This is a genomic window from Sulfitobacter sp. EhC04, from assembly GCF_001650875.1.
Classification (GTDB): Bacteria; Pseudomonadota; Alphaproteobacteria; order Rhodobacterales; family Rhodobacteraceae; genus Sulfitobacter.
In genome coordinates, this window is the sequence record NZ_LXYI01000009.1 from 168,240 (window position 1) to 184,773 (window position 16,534).

The window sequence follows — 16,534 nt, forward strand, 5'->3', positions numbered from 1 at the left end:
AATTGTTAGGACCATCCATGACGCCTCAAGACTTCATCAACAAGTGGCGCAATACTGAACTCAAAGAACGGTCCGCATCCCAGTCGCATTTCATTGACTTGTGCCGTTTGCTGGAACTGGACGATCCGACAACGGCAGACGGCAAAGGCGAATGGTTCACCTTCGAGAAAGGCGCGTCCAAGACCAGTGGCGGCGAAGGCTGGGCGGATGTCTGGCGCAAGGATTGCTTTGCGTGGGAATACAAGGGCAAGCGCGCCAATCTGGGCAAGGCGTTTGACCAGCTTTTGCAATACGCCATTGCGCTGGAGAACCCGCCCCTTCTGATCGTATCGGACATGGATGTGATACGCATCCACACCAACTGGACCAACACGGTGCAGCAGGTCCACACCCTGACACTGGAAGACCTCAAGGACGCCGCCAACCGCGACAAGCTGCGCAACGCCTTTCTGCACCCCGAAACCTTCAAACCGACCAAGACCCGGCAACTGGTCACGGAACAGGCGGCGCAGAACTTTGCCAATCTCGCCCAGCGCCTGCGGGAACGCGGTCACGACCCGCAACAGGTGGCGCATTTCGTCAACCGTCTGGTGTTCTGCATGTTTGCCGAGGACGTAGAGCTTCTGCCGAACAAAATGTTTGAACGGATGATAAAGGCGGCACGTCCCAAACCCGAAACCTTTGCCATCCATGCCAAGGCCCTGTTCGGCGCGATGAAGGATGGCGGCATGGTGGGCTTTGAACAGGTGGACTGGTTCAACGGTGGCCTGTTCGACAATGATGATGTGTTGCCGCTCGCATGGGAAGATCTGGACGACCTCATTCGCGCCGCACATCTTGACTGGTCCGACATTGACCCGTCCATCCTTGGCACCTTGTTCGAACGCGGGTTGGACCCGGCTAAGCGCAGCCAACTGGGCGCACACTACACCGACCGTGACAAGATTATGCAGATCGTGAATCCGGTCATTGTGGACCCGCTCTTGACCGAATGGGCCGAGGTGAAATCCCAGATCGAAGACCTGATCGACAAAGCCCCCAAAGCGACCAAGGACAAGCTGCTCAGCACGGCACAGAAAGCCGCCGCGACCCGCGCACTGGACAAGGCCGAGGCCCTGCATCAGGCGTTTCTGGACCGCCTCAAGGCGTTCCGGGTGCTGGACCCGGCCTGTGGGTCAGGAAACTTCCTCTACATCGCGCTTTTGGAACTCAAGAACATCGAACACCGGGTGAACCTTGAGGCCGAGGCGCTGGGCCTGCCCCGAGGGTTTCCGCAGATTGGCCCCGAGGTGGTGCTGGGAATTGAGTTGAGCGCCTATGCGGCGGAACTGGCCCGCGTGTCGGTTTGGATAGGGGAAATCCAGTGGATGCGCCGCAACGGGTTCGAGGCGGCGAAAAATCCGATCTTGCGGTCTCTCAAGACGATTGAAAACCGGGATGCAATTGTGAACTCGGATGGCACAGAAGCGAATTGGCCAAGTGTTGATGTGATTGTTGGGAATCCACCTTTTTTGGGCGCAAAACTGATGAAGGGCTCGTTAGGTGTTGCGGCAACCGAAACCATTAGAAACGCGTTTGTCGGACGACTTCCAGGATTCACAGATTTGGTCTGCTACTGGTTCGAAAAGGCGCGCGAAATGATTGCAAATGGTCACGCAAGTCGCGCAGGTTTGGTCGCTACCAACTCAATTTCGAAGAACTCGAACCTACCGGTTATGCGGCGCATTTCGAGCGATGCATTCATATTTGAAGCTTGGTCTGATGAACCCTGGGTAGTTAACGGCGCTGCGGTAAGAGTCTCTATAATCAATTTTTGCCACAAAGACGCGGCACCGAGTGTAGCGCTGTTAAATGGGCAATCAGTTTCGGAGATCAATCCGAACCTTACTTCCGGAACCAACTTAACTTTGGCCAAACCGCTCGCACAGAACCGAAACCAAAGTATGCTTGGCATCCAGAAAAGTGGTCCGTTCGATGTGCAAGGCAAAGTGGCACGAGAATGGTTGATGCTGCCAAAGAACCCGAACGGGCAACCCAACTCAGAGGTCCTAAAACCATATTGGAATGGAGACGATTTTACCGCCAGACCAAGAGACATCTGGTTTTTAGATTTTCCTAGGCTCCTAAATGAAGCCGAGGCTGCTTGTTGGGAGAAGCCTTTCGAGCACCTTGCAGTCACGCCAGATGAGAAAGGGCGTCTACTACCCGAACTGCGGGCGCAACATGACCACGCAAGCGCGACTGAGAGATGGTGGGAACCTTGGAGACCGCGCCCTGAAATGCGCCGAAGAATTGAGGCGTTAGAGCGGTATATTGTTACGCCCGAAACCGCACAATATCGGCTGTTCTGTTGGCTGTCTCATCCGATACTGCCGGACAAGAACTTGATCGTCATTCCGCGTGACGACGATACGACATTTGGCATCTTACAATCATTTGCTCATACAACGTGGGCGTTGGCCAGCGGTAGTTCCCTAGAAGACCGTCCACGCTATACGTCGTCCACGACTTTCGAAACCTTCCCCTTCCCCGAAGGTCTCACCCCCAACATCCCCGCCGCCGATTACGCCGATGACCCCCGCGCCATCAAAATCGCCGCCGCTGCCCAGCGCCTGAACGAATTGCGGGAAAACTGGCTTAATCCCGCCGATCTGGTGGACCACGTACCAGAAGTCGTTCCCGGCTATCCCGACCGCAACCTTCCCAAGACCGAGGCCGCCGCCAAGGAACTTAAGAGGCGCACATTGACGAACCTCTACAACACCCGCCCCGCATGGCTCGACCACGCCCACAAGACGTTGGACGAAGCTGTGGCCGAAGCATACGACTGGGGCGACTACAAGCGCGCGGGTGCGCTGACCGAAGATGAAATCCTGGCCCGCCTGTTCAAGCTAAACCAAGAGCGGGCAAGTGGAGATTCTGTATGACCCAAGAGTTATTCATGCATTTTGACCCAGCAACTTCTCAGAATACGCGCCGATTGATTCCCGGATACGATCAACTTGAACCTCGGAGGCTTGTCCGGATGTTCGAATTTTCGTTGGTTTGGCAGCTATTCGAAGGCCGTGTATTTCAGAGTGAAGACGTTGCAGTGAGAATACAGGAATACTGGTACCGAGGGCTTCACGCAGAGATCGCAGAGCAAACAGCAGCAGATTTCCATTTTTTCAAACACCGCTACCAAGACGCTGATGATGCAACCCACAGATTTGACATTTTGTTGGGTGATAGGGGTGAAAACCTTCGGTTATGCATTCAGTCCGGGCTGGCCGATGACGCGAACGACCATCAAAAAACTCGAGCTTGCGCAGCAGTTTGCTACCGTCTTCGGAACAATTTGTTTCATGGCAGAAAGGCTGATTACGGCTTCGAGGAACAAGATGGGAATTTCGAACGCGCGACTCACTTCATGAACACATGCCTTCATGTACTTGTCTGACTTTCGGATGAAAAACTTCGAGTACCTCAAAAAACGCAGGTGATGCATGGCCAGAATAACTGTTTGGGGCGTCCATATGGGCGCACATGTCGGAGACCGCCCCATCGAAGGCGGCTATGTTGGTATCGGTTTGCCCGCTATTGGCGACCTGACTAAGATTGCGCCTGACCGCGAAGCGTTCAAAGCCGCATTGATCGTCGCCTACCCCGACAAGAAAGCGGGGGCCATTCCGGTCGATGCTGGCTCCATGTTCAAGTTCTTGCATGAAATCCAAGCGGGTGACATTGTGGTTTATCCGTCGAAAGCGGACCGCATGGTGAATATCGGGCGGTTCACTGGCGAAGCCGTTTATGTCGAAGGCGACCCTGACGAATACCCAACATGGCAAAAGGTCGAATGGCTCAAGCATGTTCCCCGCGACGAATTCAGCCAAGCCGCACTGAACGAAATCGGCTCTTTCCTGACCATGTTTCGCGTCCGCCGTTACGCGAACGAGTTCTTGGCAAAGATCAATCTGGTAGCCCCCGTTGGCATTACGACACCACCGGAGGCCCTTACAGACCAGCAAGACGAAATTGCCGATGACGACACCGCGACGGTCTCAGCCGCCATCCAAGCCGAGGCCAGCACCAGCGATTTCATTGTCAAGCGACTAATGACCGACCTTACTGGACATCAGTTCGAAGAATTCATCGCACACCTTCTGGAATGCATGGGTTACACCGCCCGCGTCACCCCGAAGTCAGGCGACGGTGGCGTTGACGTCATTGCGCACATGGACCCGCTTGGGTTTCAGCCGCCCATCGTGAAAGTGCAATGCAAGCGGACGACAGGGCAGACCCCGCGACCCGATGTGGATCAGCTACTGGGAACTTTGGGTGACGGCGAATACGGTCTGTTCGTGAACCTTGGCTCATTCGCCAGAGGTGCCGTCGAACTTGAACGTAACCGCGCGAAGTTACGTCTCATTAATGGCGAACAGTTTGTCGAACTAGTTTTTGAGCACTATGCGAAGTTATCGCCGCGCTATCGGGCTTTAATTCCGCTAAAGCAGATTTTTGTCCCTGATCTGCAACAAGACTAATGGAAAACAATCAGTCCATCACGCCCAAGGTCCTGCGCGCCTACATCCGACCACTTCCCGAGAACATGCCGTGCACGAGGGACTTGGAACGCCAAATTCAGGTAGGTGTCGGCTTTGACCGCGCGTGGTATCGGTCCCAGAAAGAACATTGGTTGGGCTGGTTGGCCGAATATGATGGTCCTGGCGCGTATGGCCGGTCTCACGCCGAGCGAGACGCGCGGTTTGTCTATAATCACATTCAATGCGCGCCGATGCTGTTTTGGCTATCCGAAGCCTTGGAGACGCCTAAAGAAATCCTGGATCAGACCTTCAAGGCTGTTGTCGCGGCACCAAATCGAGGGGCGCAGCAATGCTCGGCGCTACGTGGACACCTCCGATGGGACCAAATCGCGGATCGGCTCGCAGCACGACAATACTCATTACTGGACCGACTGCGTATCAACGCGGCCCGCATAAAAATGCAAAATGGCGGTTAAAATGGGGGGCGCTACCGATAGATTATCGCACATCCGATTGAAAAATAATCATAATATTCAGCTCACTGGCGGAGGCTCAGGGATTCGAACCCTGGGGACGCTCTCACGCCCGCCGGTTTTCAAGACCGGTGCATTCGACCACTCTGCCAAACCTCCGCAACGCCCCTCTCCTAGTGGGCCGCAATCGATTCGGCAAATGCTCTGATGCGCTGGATTTGCGGGCCAAAGCACGGGGAAATTTGCCGATCGGCGCAGCCCAGCCTTTTCAGGCTGTCCCTTGCAGGTTAGAGTGCCGCAAAACCCTCGTCCAAGGGGGTGTTGAGCGTTGCCGCAAGATGCGGCGTGAAATGGCCCATCAGGCCAGCAGGCAAGGACGAAAATGATGAGCAGGCTTATTTCCCGCCCCGACAGCCGCGCAGGCCGTTTGACCGTGATGACAGGTCTGGCCCTGTCGGTGGGGCTGCTGGCGGGCTGCGAGGATACCGGGCAGCTAGGCTTTCTCAAGCCGAAGGCTGCGGCCAGCACGGCAGGGTCCACACGGTCCACCAAGCTGGTGGAGCGCGATGTGGAAGCGCCCGAAGTCTTTAATGTGACCGATCAGGGGTTGTGGGATGGCCGCCCCTCGCTGGGGGGGGTCTGGGTGGCCCATCCGGACGTGACCGAACCCGAACGGGTGATCATCCGCAACGAGGCGAACGGCAAGTTCGTGATCGGTGCCCTGTTCCGGCGCGAGCGTGAACTGCCCGGCCCGAACCTGCAGATGTCATCGGATGCCGCTGCGGCGCTCAACGTGCTGGCCGGAGCGCCCGCACCGCTGAACGTGATCGCCCTGCGCCGCGAAGAGGCCGAGGAAACCGCCGAAGCGGAGGCCGCCGCACAAAGCGTACAAGCCCCATCGGATGTGACGGAAACGACGCTGGACCCGATCGCATCGGCCGAACAGGCGATTGACGCGGCAGAACCCGCGCCCGCGGCAGCCGCCCCTGTGGCCCCTGCGGCGGCAAAACCGCCTGCGCCCGCTCCCAAACCGGCCTCGAGCCTGTCCAAACCCTTTGTCCAGATCGGCATTTTCAGTGTCGAAGCCAATGCCGAACGCGCGGCCAAGCAGATGCGCGGCGCGGGCCTGGTCCCGACGGTCAAGAAATCAGAAATCAATGGCAAGCCGTTCTGGCGCGTCGTCGTCGGCCCGGTCACCAGCCCGTCCGAACTCAATAGCCTGATCAAGAAGATCAAGGGCGAAGGGTTCTCGGACGCCTACGCCGTGTCGAGCTAATCACAGGAGCTTTCCCAGACCATGATCCGCCACTTTGCTGCCTGCCTGGCGCTGATCCTGTTCAGCCTTCCCGCCCAAGCCTTCGAGACCAAGGCGAGTGCCGCCTATGTCTATGACCTGACCACCGGCACGGTGCTTCTGGCCAAGAATGCCGATCAACCGCTGCCGCCTGCCTCCATGTCCAAGCTGATGACGCTCTACATGACGTTCGAGGCGCTGGAGAACGGGCGGCTGGAACTGGATGACGAATTGCTCGTCTCTGCCGATGCGGCGGCCTATGGCGGGTCCACCATGTTCCTGCAACAGGGAGAGCGCGTATCGGTCGAGGATCTGTTGCGCGGCATCATCGTGCTGTCGGGCAATGACGCCTGCGTTGTGCTGGCAGAGGCGCTGTCGGGGACCGAAGCGCGTTTTGCCCGCGACATGACCACCCGCGCACAGCAGTTGGGCATGACGAATTCGACCTTCATGAACTCCAACGGCTGGCCCAAGCCCGGTCACCGCATGTCGATGCGCGATCTTGGGCTGGTGGCGACCAAACTGATCACGGAATTCCCGCAGTTCTACCCGATGTTCGCCGAAGAGGAGTTCCTGTTTGATGCCAACGAGGCCGCAAACCGGTATAACCGCAATCCGCTGCTCAAGCTGGGGATTGGGGCGGACGGCTTGAAAACCGGCCACACCACCGAGGCGGGCTATGGGCTGGTCGGATCGGCCAAGCAGGGGAACCGCCGTGTGGTTTTCGTGATCTCGGGGCTCGACACCGCAGAGGCACGCGCACAGGAATCCGAGGCCATCGTCAACTGGGCCTTCCGCCAATTCTCCGAACGCACGCTGGGCGAGGCCGGCACACGCATCACCGAGGTGCCTGTGGCGCTGGGTGCGGTTCAGACCGTGGGCCTTGAGCTGAAAGACACGCTGAAAATGCTGACCCCCTATACCGGCAGCAAAGAGGTGACGGCGGAGGCGATCTATCAGACGCCTTTCAAGGCCCCGATCGAAAAGGGTGCCGAGATGGGCGAGCTGCTGATCACCCGCGAAGGTCTGCCCGAGGTGCGCGTGCCGCTGGTGGCTGCCGATGATGTGGCCCCGGGTGGCTTCATGATCAAACTGGCCGCGGCGGCGCAGCATCTGTTGGCGCGGATCAATGCAGGTCCGCAGGAAGCCTCGTGAGCGACAAGGGGCTGTTCATCAGCTTTGAAGGCATCGACGGTTCAGGGAAATCCACCCAGGCCAGGCTGCTGGCCGATCATCTGCGGGGCTCTGGGCGTGAGGTGATCCTGACGCGGGAGCCCGGCGGCTCCCCCGGTGCAGAGGAAATCCGCGCGCTGGTCTTGCAGGGCGATCCCGACCGCTGGTCGGCGGAAACCGAGATTTTGCTGTTCACCGCCGCACGCCGCGACCACCTTGAACGCACCATCCGCCCCGCGCTTGCGGCGGGCAAGGTGGTGATCTGCGACCGCTTTGCGGATTCAACCCGGATGTATCAGGGCCTGTCGCGCGGCGACCTGCGCGGCGTTGTGGACCGGCTGCATGACCTGATGATCGGGGTAGAGCCGGACCTGACCATCCTGATCGACATGGACCCCGCCGAAGGGTTGAGCCGCGCGCTGTCCCGCAAGGGGGCAGAGGAACGGTTCGAGGATTTCGGCGAGGATCTGCAAAAGGCCATGCGCGCGGGGTTCCTGGCGCTGGCCGATGAATCTGCGGATCGGTTCCGGGTGATCGACGGCGCGCGGGCTGTTGATGACGTGGCCTCAGATGTCCGCGCGGTTGCGGACGGTTTTTTACCGAAGCGGCGCGCCTGACGGCTGGCAGGCCGGAAAACCGCCCCCCGTGGTCGTCAGTGTTGATCCTGCCCAAGCATCGAATAAGGATGGTCTTGAGCACAGCCGCCATACATCCGCCGACCTGCCGACGGTCATTATGCGGGACGCAGCAGACTTTCGCCAAAGCCCGGAATCAAGCCGAAGGCGCCGGGCCATCGCCTGCCCGCCCCTCGGGTAGGCGATTTGGTGAGGCCGGGTATGACTCTGACAGGGATCATCATGACTGAGAAATCAAGTGGCATGGACAGAGGTCAGGATCGCCCACCCCGGGCAGGCGATGGCCCGGCTTGCGCTTCGCGTCACTCAGGGCTGATTTTGTTGAAAAGCTCCATCGCTCTGCGAATGCAGGCCTTGAAACGGAATTTCGTTCTGGACGCGGTCGATTTTGTCATCCCAGCTAGGCGTTGCCGTAGTTTGGCAGAACGTGGGTTCTGAGAATTTTAACCGTTTTGTTCGGGACCGAGTTTCTCAACAAAATCAGCTCCTTCCCGCCATTCGCCGCACGCTGCACCAATGTCCGCATCGGCAGTTCGCCTGCACGCGGATGTTGGTCGTGTTTGATACTTCCCGTCGGTGTTCCTTGTGGATGGAGGATCATTCAGCTTTCGACAAATACCTGCCCGCAAAAACGGCAAAAGGCCCCGCGAACGGGGCCTTCTCCGGAGGTACGAGGTTGGGGAGGTGTTATTCGCGTTCCAGCACGAATGTCCCGCCACCGCCGATGAGGATCGGCGCGCCGCCGGGACGGTCTGTCACGACAACCGTGGCCGGTCCGACAGCCGCCTGCGCCTGACCGCCGCCAATCGGGCCGAGGAAGGAACCGCCAAGGCCAAGGTTGACCTGACCGATGCTGCCGCTGACCGGATCAACCAGTTCGCCACCCATGTTCAGGGTAAAGACGTTGGTCACCACCTCGGTGGGCGCACCGGGGATCGGCGGTACGCCGGGGGGCAGAATGATCGGCTGCGTCTGTTCGGACAGGACCGAAGGCGCGATGCCGTCCGCACTGTCGAGGGTGCCGTCGAGCGTGAAGGCGTCGCCGCCCAACTCGCCCCGGAAGTTGGTGGCGGTCCCGGCGATGGTTTCGTTGTCGAAATCCGCCTGAACTTCCAGATCGCCAAGGGCATAGCCGGTGGTGTTGGTGTTATCATTGGCGGTGATATTCAACAGGGTGGACCCGCGGAAGGTGCCCTGCCCCACCAGTTCGACGCTGGTCGGTGCCAGGCTTGTCGTGTTCGACAATTCGTCGAATTTGGCGTCGTAATCGGCGCGGTTTGCAGCCGGTCCAGCGCCACCGCCGCCACCTCCGCCGCCGCCGCCCAGAGCATTGTTGGAACAGGCCGCCATCGAAAGGCAGGATGCCCCCAGCAGACCCGCGCGCAAAATACTTTGATAGTTCACAATAATTTCCCCTTCGTGGCTCAAAACACATTCAGATGGGTGCCATGCTGCCCTGCAAAGAAATCGCAGCGAACAGGCGAAACCATGCCATCAATTGCATTGTGAAATGACCTTTGGTCACTCCCCCAATCGGGGGATGCAGGGGCAATTCGTGGTATTAATGTGCCGTTTCGATCAGGAGTTGCCACCACAGGTTGTTGCCGTCGGCACACCCGTCCGGTCTGGCCATCCGAAACGGGCCTGCCAGAGCGCCACCGCCCCCTTTCAACCGCCGCGATCCGTGGTAAACGAAACCCATGAGCGACGAGGCCCCACATCCCGACCAACTCAGCGGTGCGCTGCATCCGCGCGATACGCCTGCCCTGATCGGACAGGCGGGGGCCGAAGCCGGTTTTCTTGACGCCTGGAACAGCGGCAAACTGCATCACGCCTGGCTGCTGAGCGGTCCGCGCGGGGTCGGCAAGGCGACCCTGGCCTGGCGGATTGCGCGGTTCGTGCTGGCCACACCCGATCCTGATGCGGGCGGCATGTTCGCCACCCCTGCCCCGGACAGCCTGGACATCGACGCCGACCATCCCGTGGCACGGCGCGTGGCCTCGGGCGGCGAAGGCGCGTTGAAATCCGTCACCCGCAGCGTGAATCCGGAAACCAAGCGGATGCGCAAACAGATCGTGGTCGATGACATCCGCGCGCTCAACGGCTTTTTCCAGATGTCCGCCGCCGACGGGGGACGCCGCGTGGTGATCATCGACGACGCGGACGTAATGAACGTCAATGCCGCAAACGCCCTGCTGAAAATGCTGGAAGAGCCGCCTGCGCGGGCCATTTTGCTGTTGATCAGCCACCAGCCCTCCGGCCTGCTGCCGACTATCCGCTCGCGCTGCCGCACCCTGCGGCTGGGCACGCTGGACCCCGAACAGATGGCGGCGGCCCTGTCGGCCTCCGGTGTCGATGGCGATCCGGCGGCCCTGGCCGAACTTTCCGGCGGCTCGGTCGGCGGGGCCTTGCGGCTGTCGCTGATGGGCGGATTGCAGATCTATGCGGAACTGATCGACCTGCTGTCCTCCATGCCGCGCATGGACCGCGCCCGCGCCATCAAACTGGCCGAGGCAGCGGCCCAGCGCGGAGCCGAGGAAAAGCTGACCCTGCTGTTCACGCTGATCGACCTGATGCTGGCGCGGCTGGCCCGGACCGGGGCCACAGGCGCACCCCCGGCGGTCGAGGCCGCAAGGGGCGAGGCACAGACCCTGGCGCGGCTGGCCCCCACCGCGCAACAAGGCCGGGTCTGGGCCAATCTGGCGCAACAGGTATCCGACCGCGCGCAACATGGGCTGGCGGTCAACCTTGACCCTGCCGCGCTGGTCCTAGATACCCTGCTCAAGATCGCAGAAAACGCGCCGCGCTAGGAATACAGGCATGACCCCGCAGATCACCGACAGCCACTGCCATCTCGATTTCCCCGATTTCGAAGGCCAGTTGCCCCAGGTCATCGCCCGCGCGGCAGAGGCGGGTGTGACACGTATGGTCACCATCTGCACCAAACTGCGCAATGAACCCGCCGTGCGCGCCATTGCCGAGGCACATGCCCCGGTGTTCTACGCCGCAGGCACCCACCCGATGTCCGCCGCCGCCGAACCGCTGGTCAGCCACGACCAACTGATGGCCCTGACCCGCCACCCCAAGATGGTCGGCATCGGTGAAACCGGGCTGGATTACCATTACACCGCCGAAAGCGCGGAAGTGCAGAAGGCATCGCTGCGCATCCATATTGCCGCGGCGCGCGACAGCTGCCTGCCCCTGATCATCCATGCCCGTGACGCCGATGACGACATGGCCGCGATCCTAACAGAGGAATACGCAAACGGCGCATATCCTTGCGTCATGCATTGCTTTTCCTCATCGGCTGAACTGGCCCGCGCCGCGCTTGATCTGGGCTTCTACCTCAGCATGTCGGGCATCACCGCCTTTCCAAAATCGCAAGAACTGCGCGACATCTTTGCCAATGCGCCGCTGGACCGCATCCTGGTTGAAACCGATGCCCCCTACCTTGCTCCGCCGCCGCACCGGGGCAAGACGAATGAGCCCGCCTTTTCCGCCCATACCGCGCGCCGCGCTGCCCAGACTTTCGGCCTCGACTACGCCGATTTCGCCGCGCGCACGCAGGAAAACTTCGACCGGCTGTTCAGCAAGGCCGCGCAATACGAAAAGGCCGCCTGATGGCCGAGATGCGGGTCACGATACTGGGCTGTGGATCTTCCGGCGGTGTGCCGCGTCTTGGCGGGCATTGGGGCGATTGCGACCCCGCCGAGCCGCGCAACCACCGCCGCCGCTGTTCCGCGCTGGTGGAGCGGATCACCGATGCGGGCACCACCGCCGTGCTGATCGACACCTCCCCCGACATGCGCAGCCAGTTGCTTGACGCAGGCGTGGGGCGGCTGGACGCGGTGCTCTATACCCATGCCCATGCCGATCACGTCCACGGGCTGGACGATTTGCGGATGATCGTAATTAACATGCGCGCCCGCCTGCCGGTCTGGGCCGACGCCCCCACACGCACCGCCCTGCTGGACCGGTTCGGCTATGCCTTTATCCGGCCCGAGGGGTCGATGTATCCCCCCATCCTCGAAATGAACGACATTGACGGCGATGTCACCATCGAAGGGCCTGGCGGCGCGCTGACCTTTTCGCCTTTTCTGGTCAATCACGGCGGCATGGATGCACTGGGTTTCAAGATGAACAATGTCGCCTATCTGCCTGATGTTGTGAGCATTCCCGAAGACGCCTGGTCCCAATTGCATGGCTTGACCTGCTGGATCGTGGACGCCCTGCGCCGCACGCCGCATCCAACCCACAGCCACCTGGCGCAGACCCTGGACTGGATCGCACAGCTGACACCAAAGCGCGCCGTGCTGACCAACATGCACAACGATCTCGACTACCGCACCCTTGCCGCCGAAACCCCGGACCATATCGAGCCTGCCTATGACGGCATGGTGCTGAGTTTTCCCCTGACCTGATTTCTTTTTGGCCCCAAATATTCCCACGGGGGTCCGGGGGTGTGAACCCTCCGGCGCTCCCGGCATAGCGAAAGCCCCGACCGTGCAGAACCTTCTCGATGTCATCCTGCCTGTCTTTCTGGTCATCGGCTTTGGTTATATGGCTGTCTGGCGCAAGCTTTTCCCGATCTCCGGCATTGATGGGGTCATGAAGTTCACCCAGAACTTCGCCATCCCCTGCCTGCTGTTCCAGGCCATCGCGAAACTGGATCTCGGCAGTGATTTCGACCCCGCCCTGCTGGTCAGCTTTTATGCCGGGGCCGCGATCTGTTTTGCGCTGGGGCTTTTTGGCGCGCGGCTGCTGCTGCGCCGCCCCTGGGAGGACTGCGTGGCCATCGGGTTTTGCTGCCTGTTTTCCAATTCGGTCCTGCTCGGCCTGCCGATCTCCGAACGCGCCTATGGACCGGATGCCTTGACCGGCAACTTCGCGATCATCGCCCTGCACTCGCCGTTTTGCTACGGGCTGGGCATCACCGTGATGGAGGTCGTGCGCAACCGGGGCCAGTCAACGGTGAAACTGGCAGGTGCTGTCGGACGGGCGATGTTCAGCAACGCGCTGGTGCTGGCGATCCTGGGCGGTTTTGCCTACAACCTGACCGGTCAGCCGATCCCCGGTGTCGTCGATGACGCCCTGTCGCTGATCGCCCGCGCCGCCCTGCCCGCAGCACTTTTTGCGCTGGGTGGCGTGTTGATCCAATACAGGCCCGAAGGTGACAAGATCGCCATCGCCATGGTCTGCATCATCGCGCTGCTGGTGCATCCCGCGCTGGTCTGGTGCTTTGGCACGGCCCTGTCGCTGCCGCAGGATGGCTTCCGCTCCGGCGTGCTGACAGCGGCGATGGCACCGGGGTTCAACGCCTATATCTTTGCCAATATGTACGGCAAAAGCCGCCGCGTCGCCGCGTCTTCCGTACTGATCGCAACCGGCGCGTCGCTGCTGACGGTCTGGCTGTGGCTGGAAATTCTGGCCTGAACCCAGGCCCGGCCGCTCAGCCCGCCCATTGCCCGCCGCCGTCCATGTCGATCACGGTGCCGGACAGGTAGTGCACCCTTGGGCTGGCCAGCATGACAGCAAGGGCAGCCACCTCCTGTGGCTGCGCCGGCCGCCCGAAGGGGAATGCGTCCGGGTCCAGCAGCTCTTCCCAGCGGCTCTCGTCGTCAAACCGGTCCTGCGCGGCGGCGCGCAGCCGGTCTGTCATCCGGTCGGTGACTGTGGCGGAAGGATTGATGCCGAATACCCGCACATTGTCTTGTGGGGTTTCTGCCCCCAGCGCATTGGTAAAGCCGATCAGGGCCGCGTTCCCGGCAGCACCGATGATGTAGGATGGCCGCACAGCCCGTCCGCCCATCCCGATGATGTTGATGATCGTGCCGCTGCCCCTTGCCCGCATCCGGGGGGCATAGAGCATGCAAAGGTGGATATACCCCCATACTTTCAGCTCAAAACCTGTTCGCCAGTCGTCCATGCTGCGCGCGGAGAGCGGGCCGGACTTGATCGCACCGGCATTGTTTACCAGAAGGTCGATGTCCGGTGCCTGCCTGAACAGGGCTGCGCGATCGGCATCTTTCGACAGGTCCGCGGTGATGTGGTCAATGATCCCGCCAGTGTGATCCCTCAACTCAGCTGAGGCACCACGCAATGCATCCTCCCGGCGCGAGACAAGTGTGATCCGCGCACCCTCTTCCGCGAATGAACGCGCAATCGCCAGCCCGATGCCTTTCGACGCGCCGGTCACCAGAACATGTTTGTCACGCAATTTGAGTTCCATCAGCCTACCTCCGTTAGGGCCCCCGGTTCAGAGCAAAAGCACCGCGCGGACCGCCCGCCCATTGTGGCAGGGAATGGTCCTGAGCAAAATGCTCGGGGGCAAGGAGATTATTGCCATCCGATTCTCTGACAGAAAACAGCGCGCGTTACGCGCCACCACATTGGAAAAATTGAAATTTTCTGCGCCCGTTCGAACAAGGATCAAACCCGATCATACAACCGGCAAAGCCAATCGACCTTGAGAGAGTGGTGCGGGTGAGAGGACAAACCTCGAACCAAACCTGTGCTCAAGTAGCGCTCCGCGCGGTAGCACAACAAAAAATGGTGCGACCGTTCGAACAAAGTTCGAACCTGATCATAAAACCGGCCAAGCCAATCGAACTTGAGAGATTGGTGCGGTCGGAGAGACTCGAACTCTTGCAGTGTGATTTTAAGTTGTTGTTTTAATGGGAATATAAGTACCCGTTAGCAAGCCCAGTGTACCACTACTGTGTCCGTTCACAACAGCAAGTTAAGACACACCTCCCACAAAGGTTCTGCCAATTGTGATACGCCACTTGCTTTACGTTTGATGCTCAGCGGGCCTCCTTACAGGAATACGTCTGGCTTGTGGCGCATCGCCTGCAGGTCCTGAAAATGGATTTGGGATGACCGCCCCCAAGTTTTGGCGCAACGCGTCATCCTTTGCCAACAGCTTTCGGACAGCAATTTCATACTCTTTCGTCCCTTTATAACCTAGTGTGCCTGCAACTCGTCCTGTGGACGGCGTAGACTTGATCTTCATCTTTTGGATCAAGCCCTCCCAGTTCCCAGAATCCTTTAACGCCCTCAAGTCCTCTTTAAGTTCCTGCAGCTTTGCAGTTGGGTCGTCGAAAGTTAGCTGAAAGTCTGATGTTTGCTCCAGTAGCTCACTTGAACTTAAGCGCTTGCTCTCAAACTCTTGTCGAAAGGATTTGTAGACTGCGTCCTTTGCTAGGGCTTCAATGTTGTCATCCGATATCGAAGCACAAGCTGCGGCGAGGACATCTGAAAGTGCTACGGTTACTCCTGCAACTTGGAGGACCGCGTCAATCACAGTTGGATGATAGTAAACTGATTCAATAGCGTAGACACCCAAAGCTGCAATACCGTCGGCCTGTAACGAACTTAGATCATGACGGTTATCAGAATCGACGATGCCGCCTGCCACCATGTGATGAAGACCACTAGAATTGTTCAGCGAGACTACAGAGTTTCTCACATCCTTACACGTTCCACACGGCACGATGGTTGTCCCTGCGAAGAACAACTTATAGAGGGGCAGATCCAGACTCGCTTCAGCACCGCCTTCAACAAAAATGACCTTTTCACGCGCACCATAGATCGCTTCTGCAACTAACGGATCGAGAGAGCTAATATTGTCAATCTTGTCCGCCTGCCAGTTCGAGCCGTCAAAAGCGTAGACAATAAGAATTTGAGCTTCTTGATCATACCTTGGCAGGCTCAAGTCGTGTGTTGAAATGACCCACTTGAGGTCTGGCCGTATCTGCCGAAGATATGAAAGTAATGGGCTAGAGATTGATCTGTGGAGATGTCTTTCCGGCTCATCAAGAAAAATGGTTGTCGCTTGCATGGCAAGGATAGCGCTAGCAGCGATGATGAACGCAGACCTTTCACCATCTGACATCTCATTGAACCCGTATTCGCCTTCTATACCTTCCTTCTTGACGTTCAGCTTCGACTTGTCGTCCCAATTCAGGCTGATAGGCAAATTTGCAGACACAAATGCCGAGTTAAGCAGTTTGATGGGCATATCTGAGTAAGCTCTTACCTTATCGTCTTCTCTGCCCTCCTGATCAGCCTTTACGTACTCGGCGTTTTGATAGTCCCCACGGGATTTTAGCTTAAAGATCAGACCATTTAGCCAGTTGGCATTGTTGTGATTTTGCCGACTGAAACGTGCAGTAGCGCCATGGTCGATTTGATTCCGTGCTTGCGCTTCCTGTTGGGAACTCTGTTCTGCGCTTGTCGTCACAGCAGCTGAAGTGAAGCTAATGTCTCTGTTGCCCGAAATCAGGTTTGAGGTTTTGTCCTGCTTGCCCCAATTGAAGAGCAGTGTTGACTTGCCAGATCCATTTGCGCCCAGCACGTAGAGTGCCTCCCCTTCAGCAACTTCGATACTTAGTGCATCAGCGCTTGGTCTTTGAACATTCAATGTAGTCATTTGGA

14 protein-coding genes and 1 tRNA gene are annotated in these 16,534 nt (G+C 59.0%); 11 read left to right on the plus strand and 4 right to left on the minus strand.

Annotated features, from left to right (window positions below):
- Nucleotides 1–17: 17 nt before the first annotated feature.
- From A8B82_RS05100 to A8B82_RS05115, 4 genes are read left to right on the plus strand one after another with little or no spacing between them, the layout of a single operon-like run.
- On the plus strand, nucleotides 18–2,927 hold the full coding sequence (locus A8B82_RS05100) for a class I SAM-dependent DNA methyltransferase (protein WP_067289054.1): 2,910 nt from the start codon (nucleotides 18–20) through the stop codon (nucleotides 2,925–2,927).
- Between the two features lie 14 nt (nucleotides 2,928–2,941).
- Nucleotides 2,942–3,439 (plus strand): hypothetical protein, encoded by a 498-nt coding sequence (locus A8B82_RS05105; protein WP_161489422.1) that lies wholly within the window; start codon nucleotides 2,942–2,944, stop codon nucleotides 3,437–3,439.
- Nucleotides 3,440–3,485: 46 nt separating this feature from the next.
- Nucleotides 3,486–4,523: a restriction endonuclease gene (locus tag A8B82_RS05110; RefSeq protein WP_067289058.1), complete on the plus strand. Its 1,038-nt coding sequence runs from the start codon at nucleotides 3,486–3,488 to the stop codon at nucleotides 4,521–4,523.
- On the plus strand, nucleotides 4,523–4,999 hold the full coding sequence (locus A8B82_RS05115) for a hypothetical protein (protein WP_235604618.1): 477 nt from the start codon (nucleotides 4,523–4,525) through the stop codon (nucleotides 4,997–4,999). The genes A8B82_RS05110 and A8B82_RS05115 overlap by 1 nt, the downstream gene beginning before the upstream one ends.
- 66 nt (nucleotides 5,000–5,065) lie before the next feature.
- Here A8B82_RS05115 and A8B82_RS05120 read toward each other — a convergent pair.
- Nucleotides 5,066–5,155, minus strand: a tRNA-Ser gene (locus A8B82_RS05120).
- Nucleotides 5,156–5,378: 223 nt separating this feature from the next.
- Here A8B82_RS05120 and A8B82_RS05125 point away from each other — a divergent pair.
- From A8B82_RS05125 to tmk, 3 genes are read left to right on the plus strand one after another with little or no spacing between them, the layout of a single operon-like run.
- Nucleotides 5,379–6,272, plus strand: coding sequence for an SPOR domain-containing protein (locus tag A8B82_RS05125; protein WP_082899147.1), 894 nt, complete (start codon nucleotides 5,379–5,381; stop codon nucleotides 6,270–6,272).
- Between the two features lie 21 nt (nucleotides 6,273–6,293).
- Nucleotides 6,294–7,445: a D-alanyl-D-alanine carboxypeptidase family protein gene (locus A8B82_RS05130; protein ID WP_067289060.1), complete on the plus strand. Its 1,152-nt coding sequence runs from the start codon at nucleotides 6,294–6,296 to the stop codon at nucleotides 7,443–7,445.
- On the plus strand, nucleotides 7,442–8,080 hold the full coding sequence (gene tmk, locus A8B82_RS05135) for a dTMP kinase (protein ID WP_067289064.1): 639 nt from the start codon (nucleotides 7,442–7,444) through the stop codon (nucleotides 8,078–8,080). The genes A8B82_RS05130 and tmk overlap by 4 nt, the downstream gene beginning before the upstream one ends.
- Before the next feature lie 705 nt (nucleotides 8,081–8,785).
- On the opposite strand, the gene A8B82_RS05140 is transcribed toward tmk, so the two are convergent.
- Nucleotides 8,786–9,502, minus strand: a complete 717-nt coding sequence (locus tag A8B82_RS05140) for a hypothetical protein (protein WP_067289066.1) — start codon at nucleotides 9,500–9,502, stop codon at nucleotides 8,786–8,788.
- 296 nt (nucleotides 9,503–9,798) lie between these two features.
- Between A8B82_RS05140 and A8B82_RS05145 the strand changes: the two genes are divergently transcribed.
- The 4 genes from A8B82_RS05145 to A8B82_RS05160 all read left to right on the plus strand — a co-directional run bounded on the left by A8B82_RS05145 (nucleotide 9,799) and on the right by A8B82_RS05160 (nucleotide 13,531).
- Nucleotides 9,799–10,908, plus strand: a complete 1,110-nt coding sequence (locus A8B82_RS05145; protein ID WP_067289069.1) for a DNA polymerase III subunit delta' — start codon at nucleotides 9,799–9,801, stop codon at nucleotides 10,906–10,908.
- Between the two features lie 10 nt (nucleotides 10,909–10,918).
- Nucleotides 10,919–11,719: a TatD family hydrolase gene (locus A8B82_RS05150; protein ID WP_067289072.1), complete on the plus strand. Its 801-nt coding sequence runs from the start codon at nucleotides 10,919–10,921 to the stop codon at nucleotides 11,717–11,719.
- Nucleotides 11,719–12,519: an MBL fold metallo-hydrolase gene (locus A8B82_RS05155; RefSeq protein WP_067289076.1), complete on the plus strand. Its 801-nt coding sequence runs from the start codon at nucleotides 11,719–11,721 to the stop codon at nucleotides 12,517–12,519. Before A8B82_RS05150 ends, A8B82_RS05155 begins: the two co-directional genes overlap by 1 nt.
- Before the next feature lie 82 nt (nucleotides 12,520–12,601).
- Entirely contained in the window at nucleotides 12,602–13,531 is a 930-nt protein-coding gene (locus A8B82_RS05160) for an AEC family transporter (protein WP_082899148.1), read from the plus strand.
- Between the two features lie 16 nt (nucleotides 13,532–13,547).
- On the opposite strand, the gene A8B82_RS05165 is transcribed toward A8B82_RS05160, so the two are convergent.
- Complete coding sequence (locus tag A8B82_RS05165) at nucleotides 13,548–14,327, minus strand: short-chain dehydrogenase/reductase (RefSeq protein WP_067289079.1); 780 nt, start codon at nucleotides 14,325–14,327, stop codon at nucleotides 13,548–13,550.
- 561 nt (nucleotides 14,328–14,888) lie between these two features.
- Entirely contained in the window at nucleotides 14,889–16,529 is a 1,641-nt protein-coding gene (locus A8B82_RS05170; RefSeq protein ID WP_067289081.1) for an AAA family ATPase, read from the minus strand.
- Nucleotides 16,530–16,534: the final 5 nt, after the last annotated feature.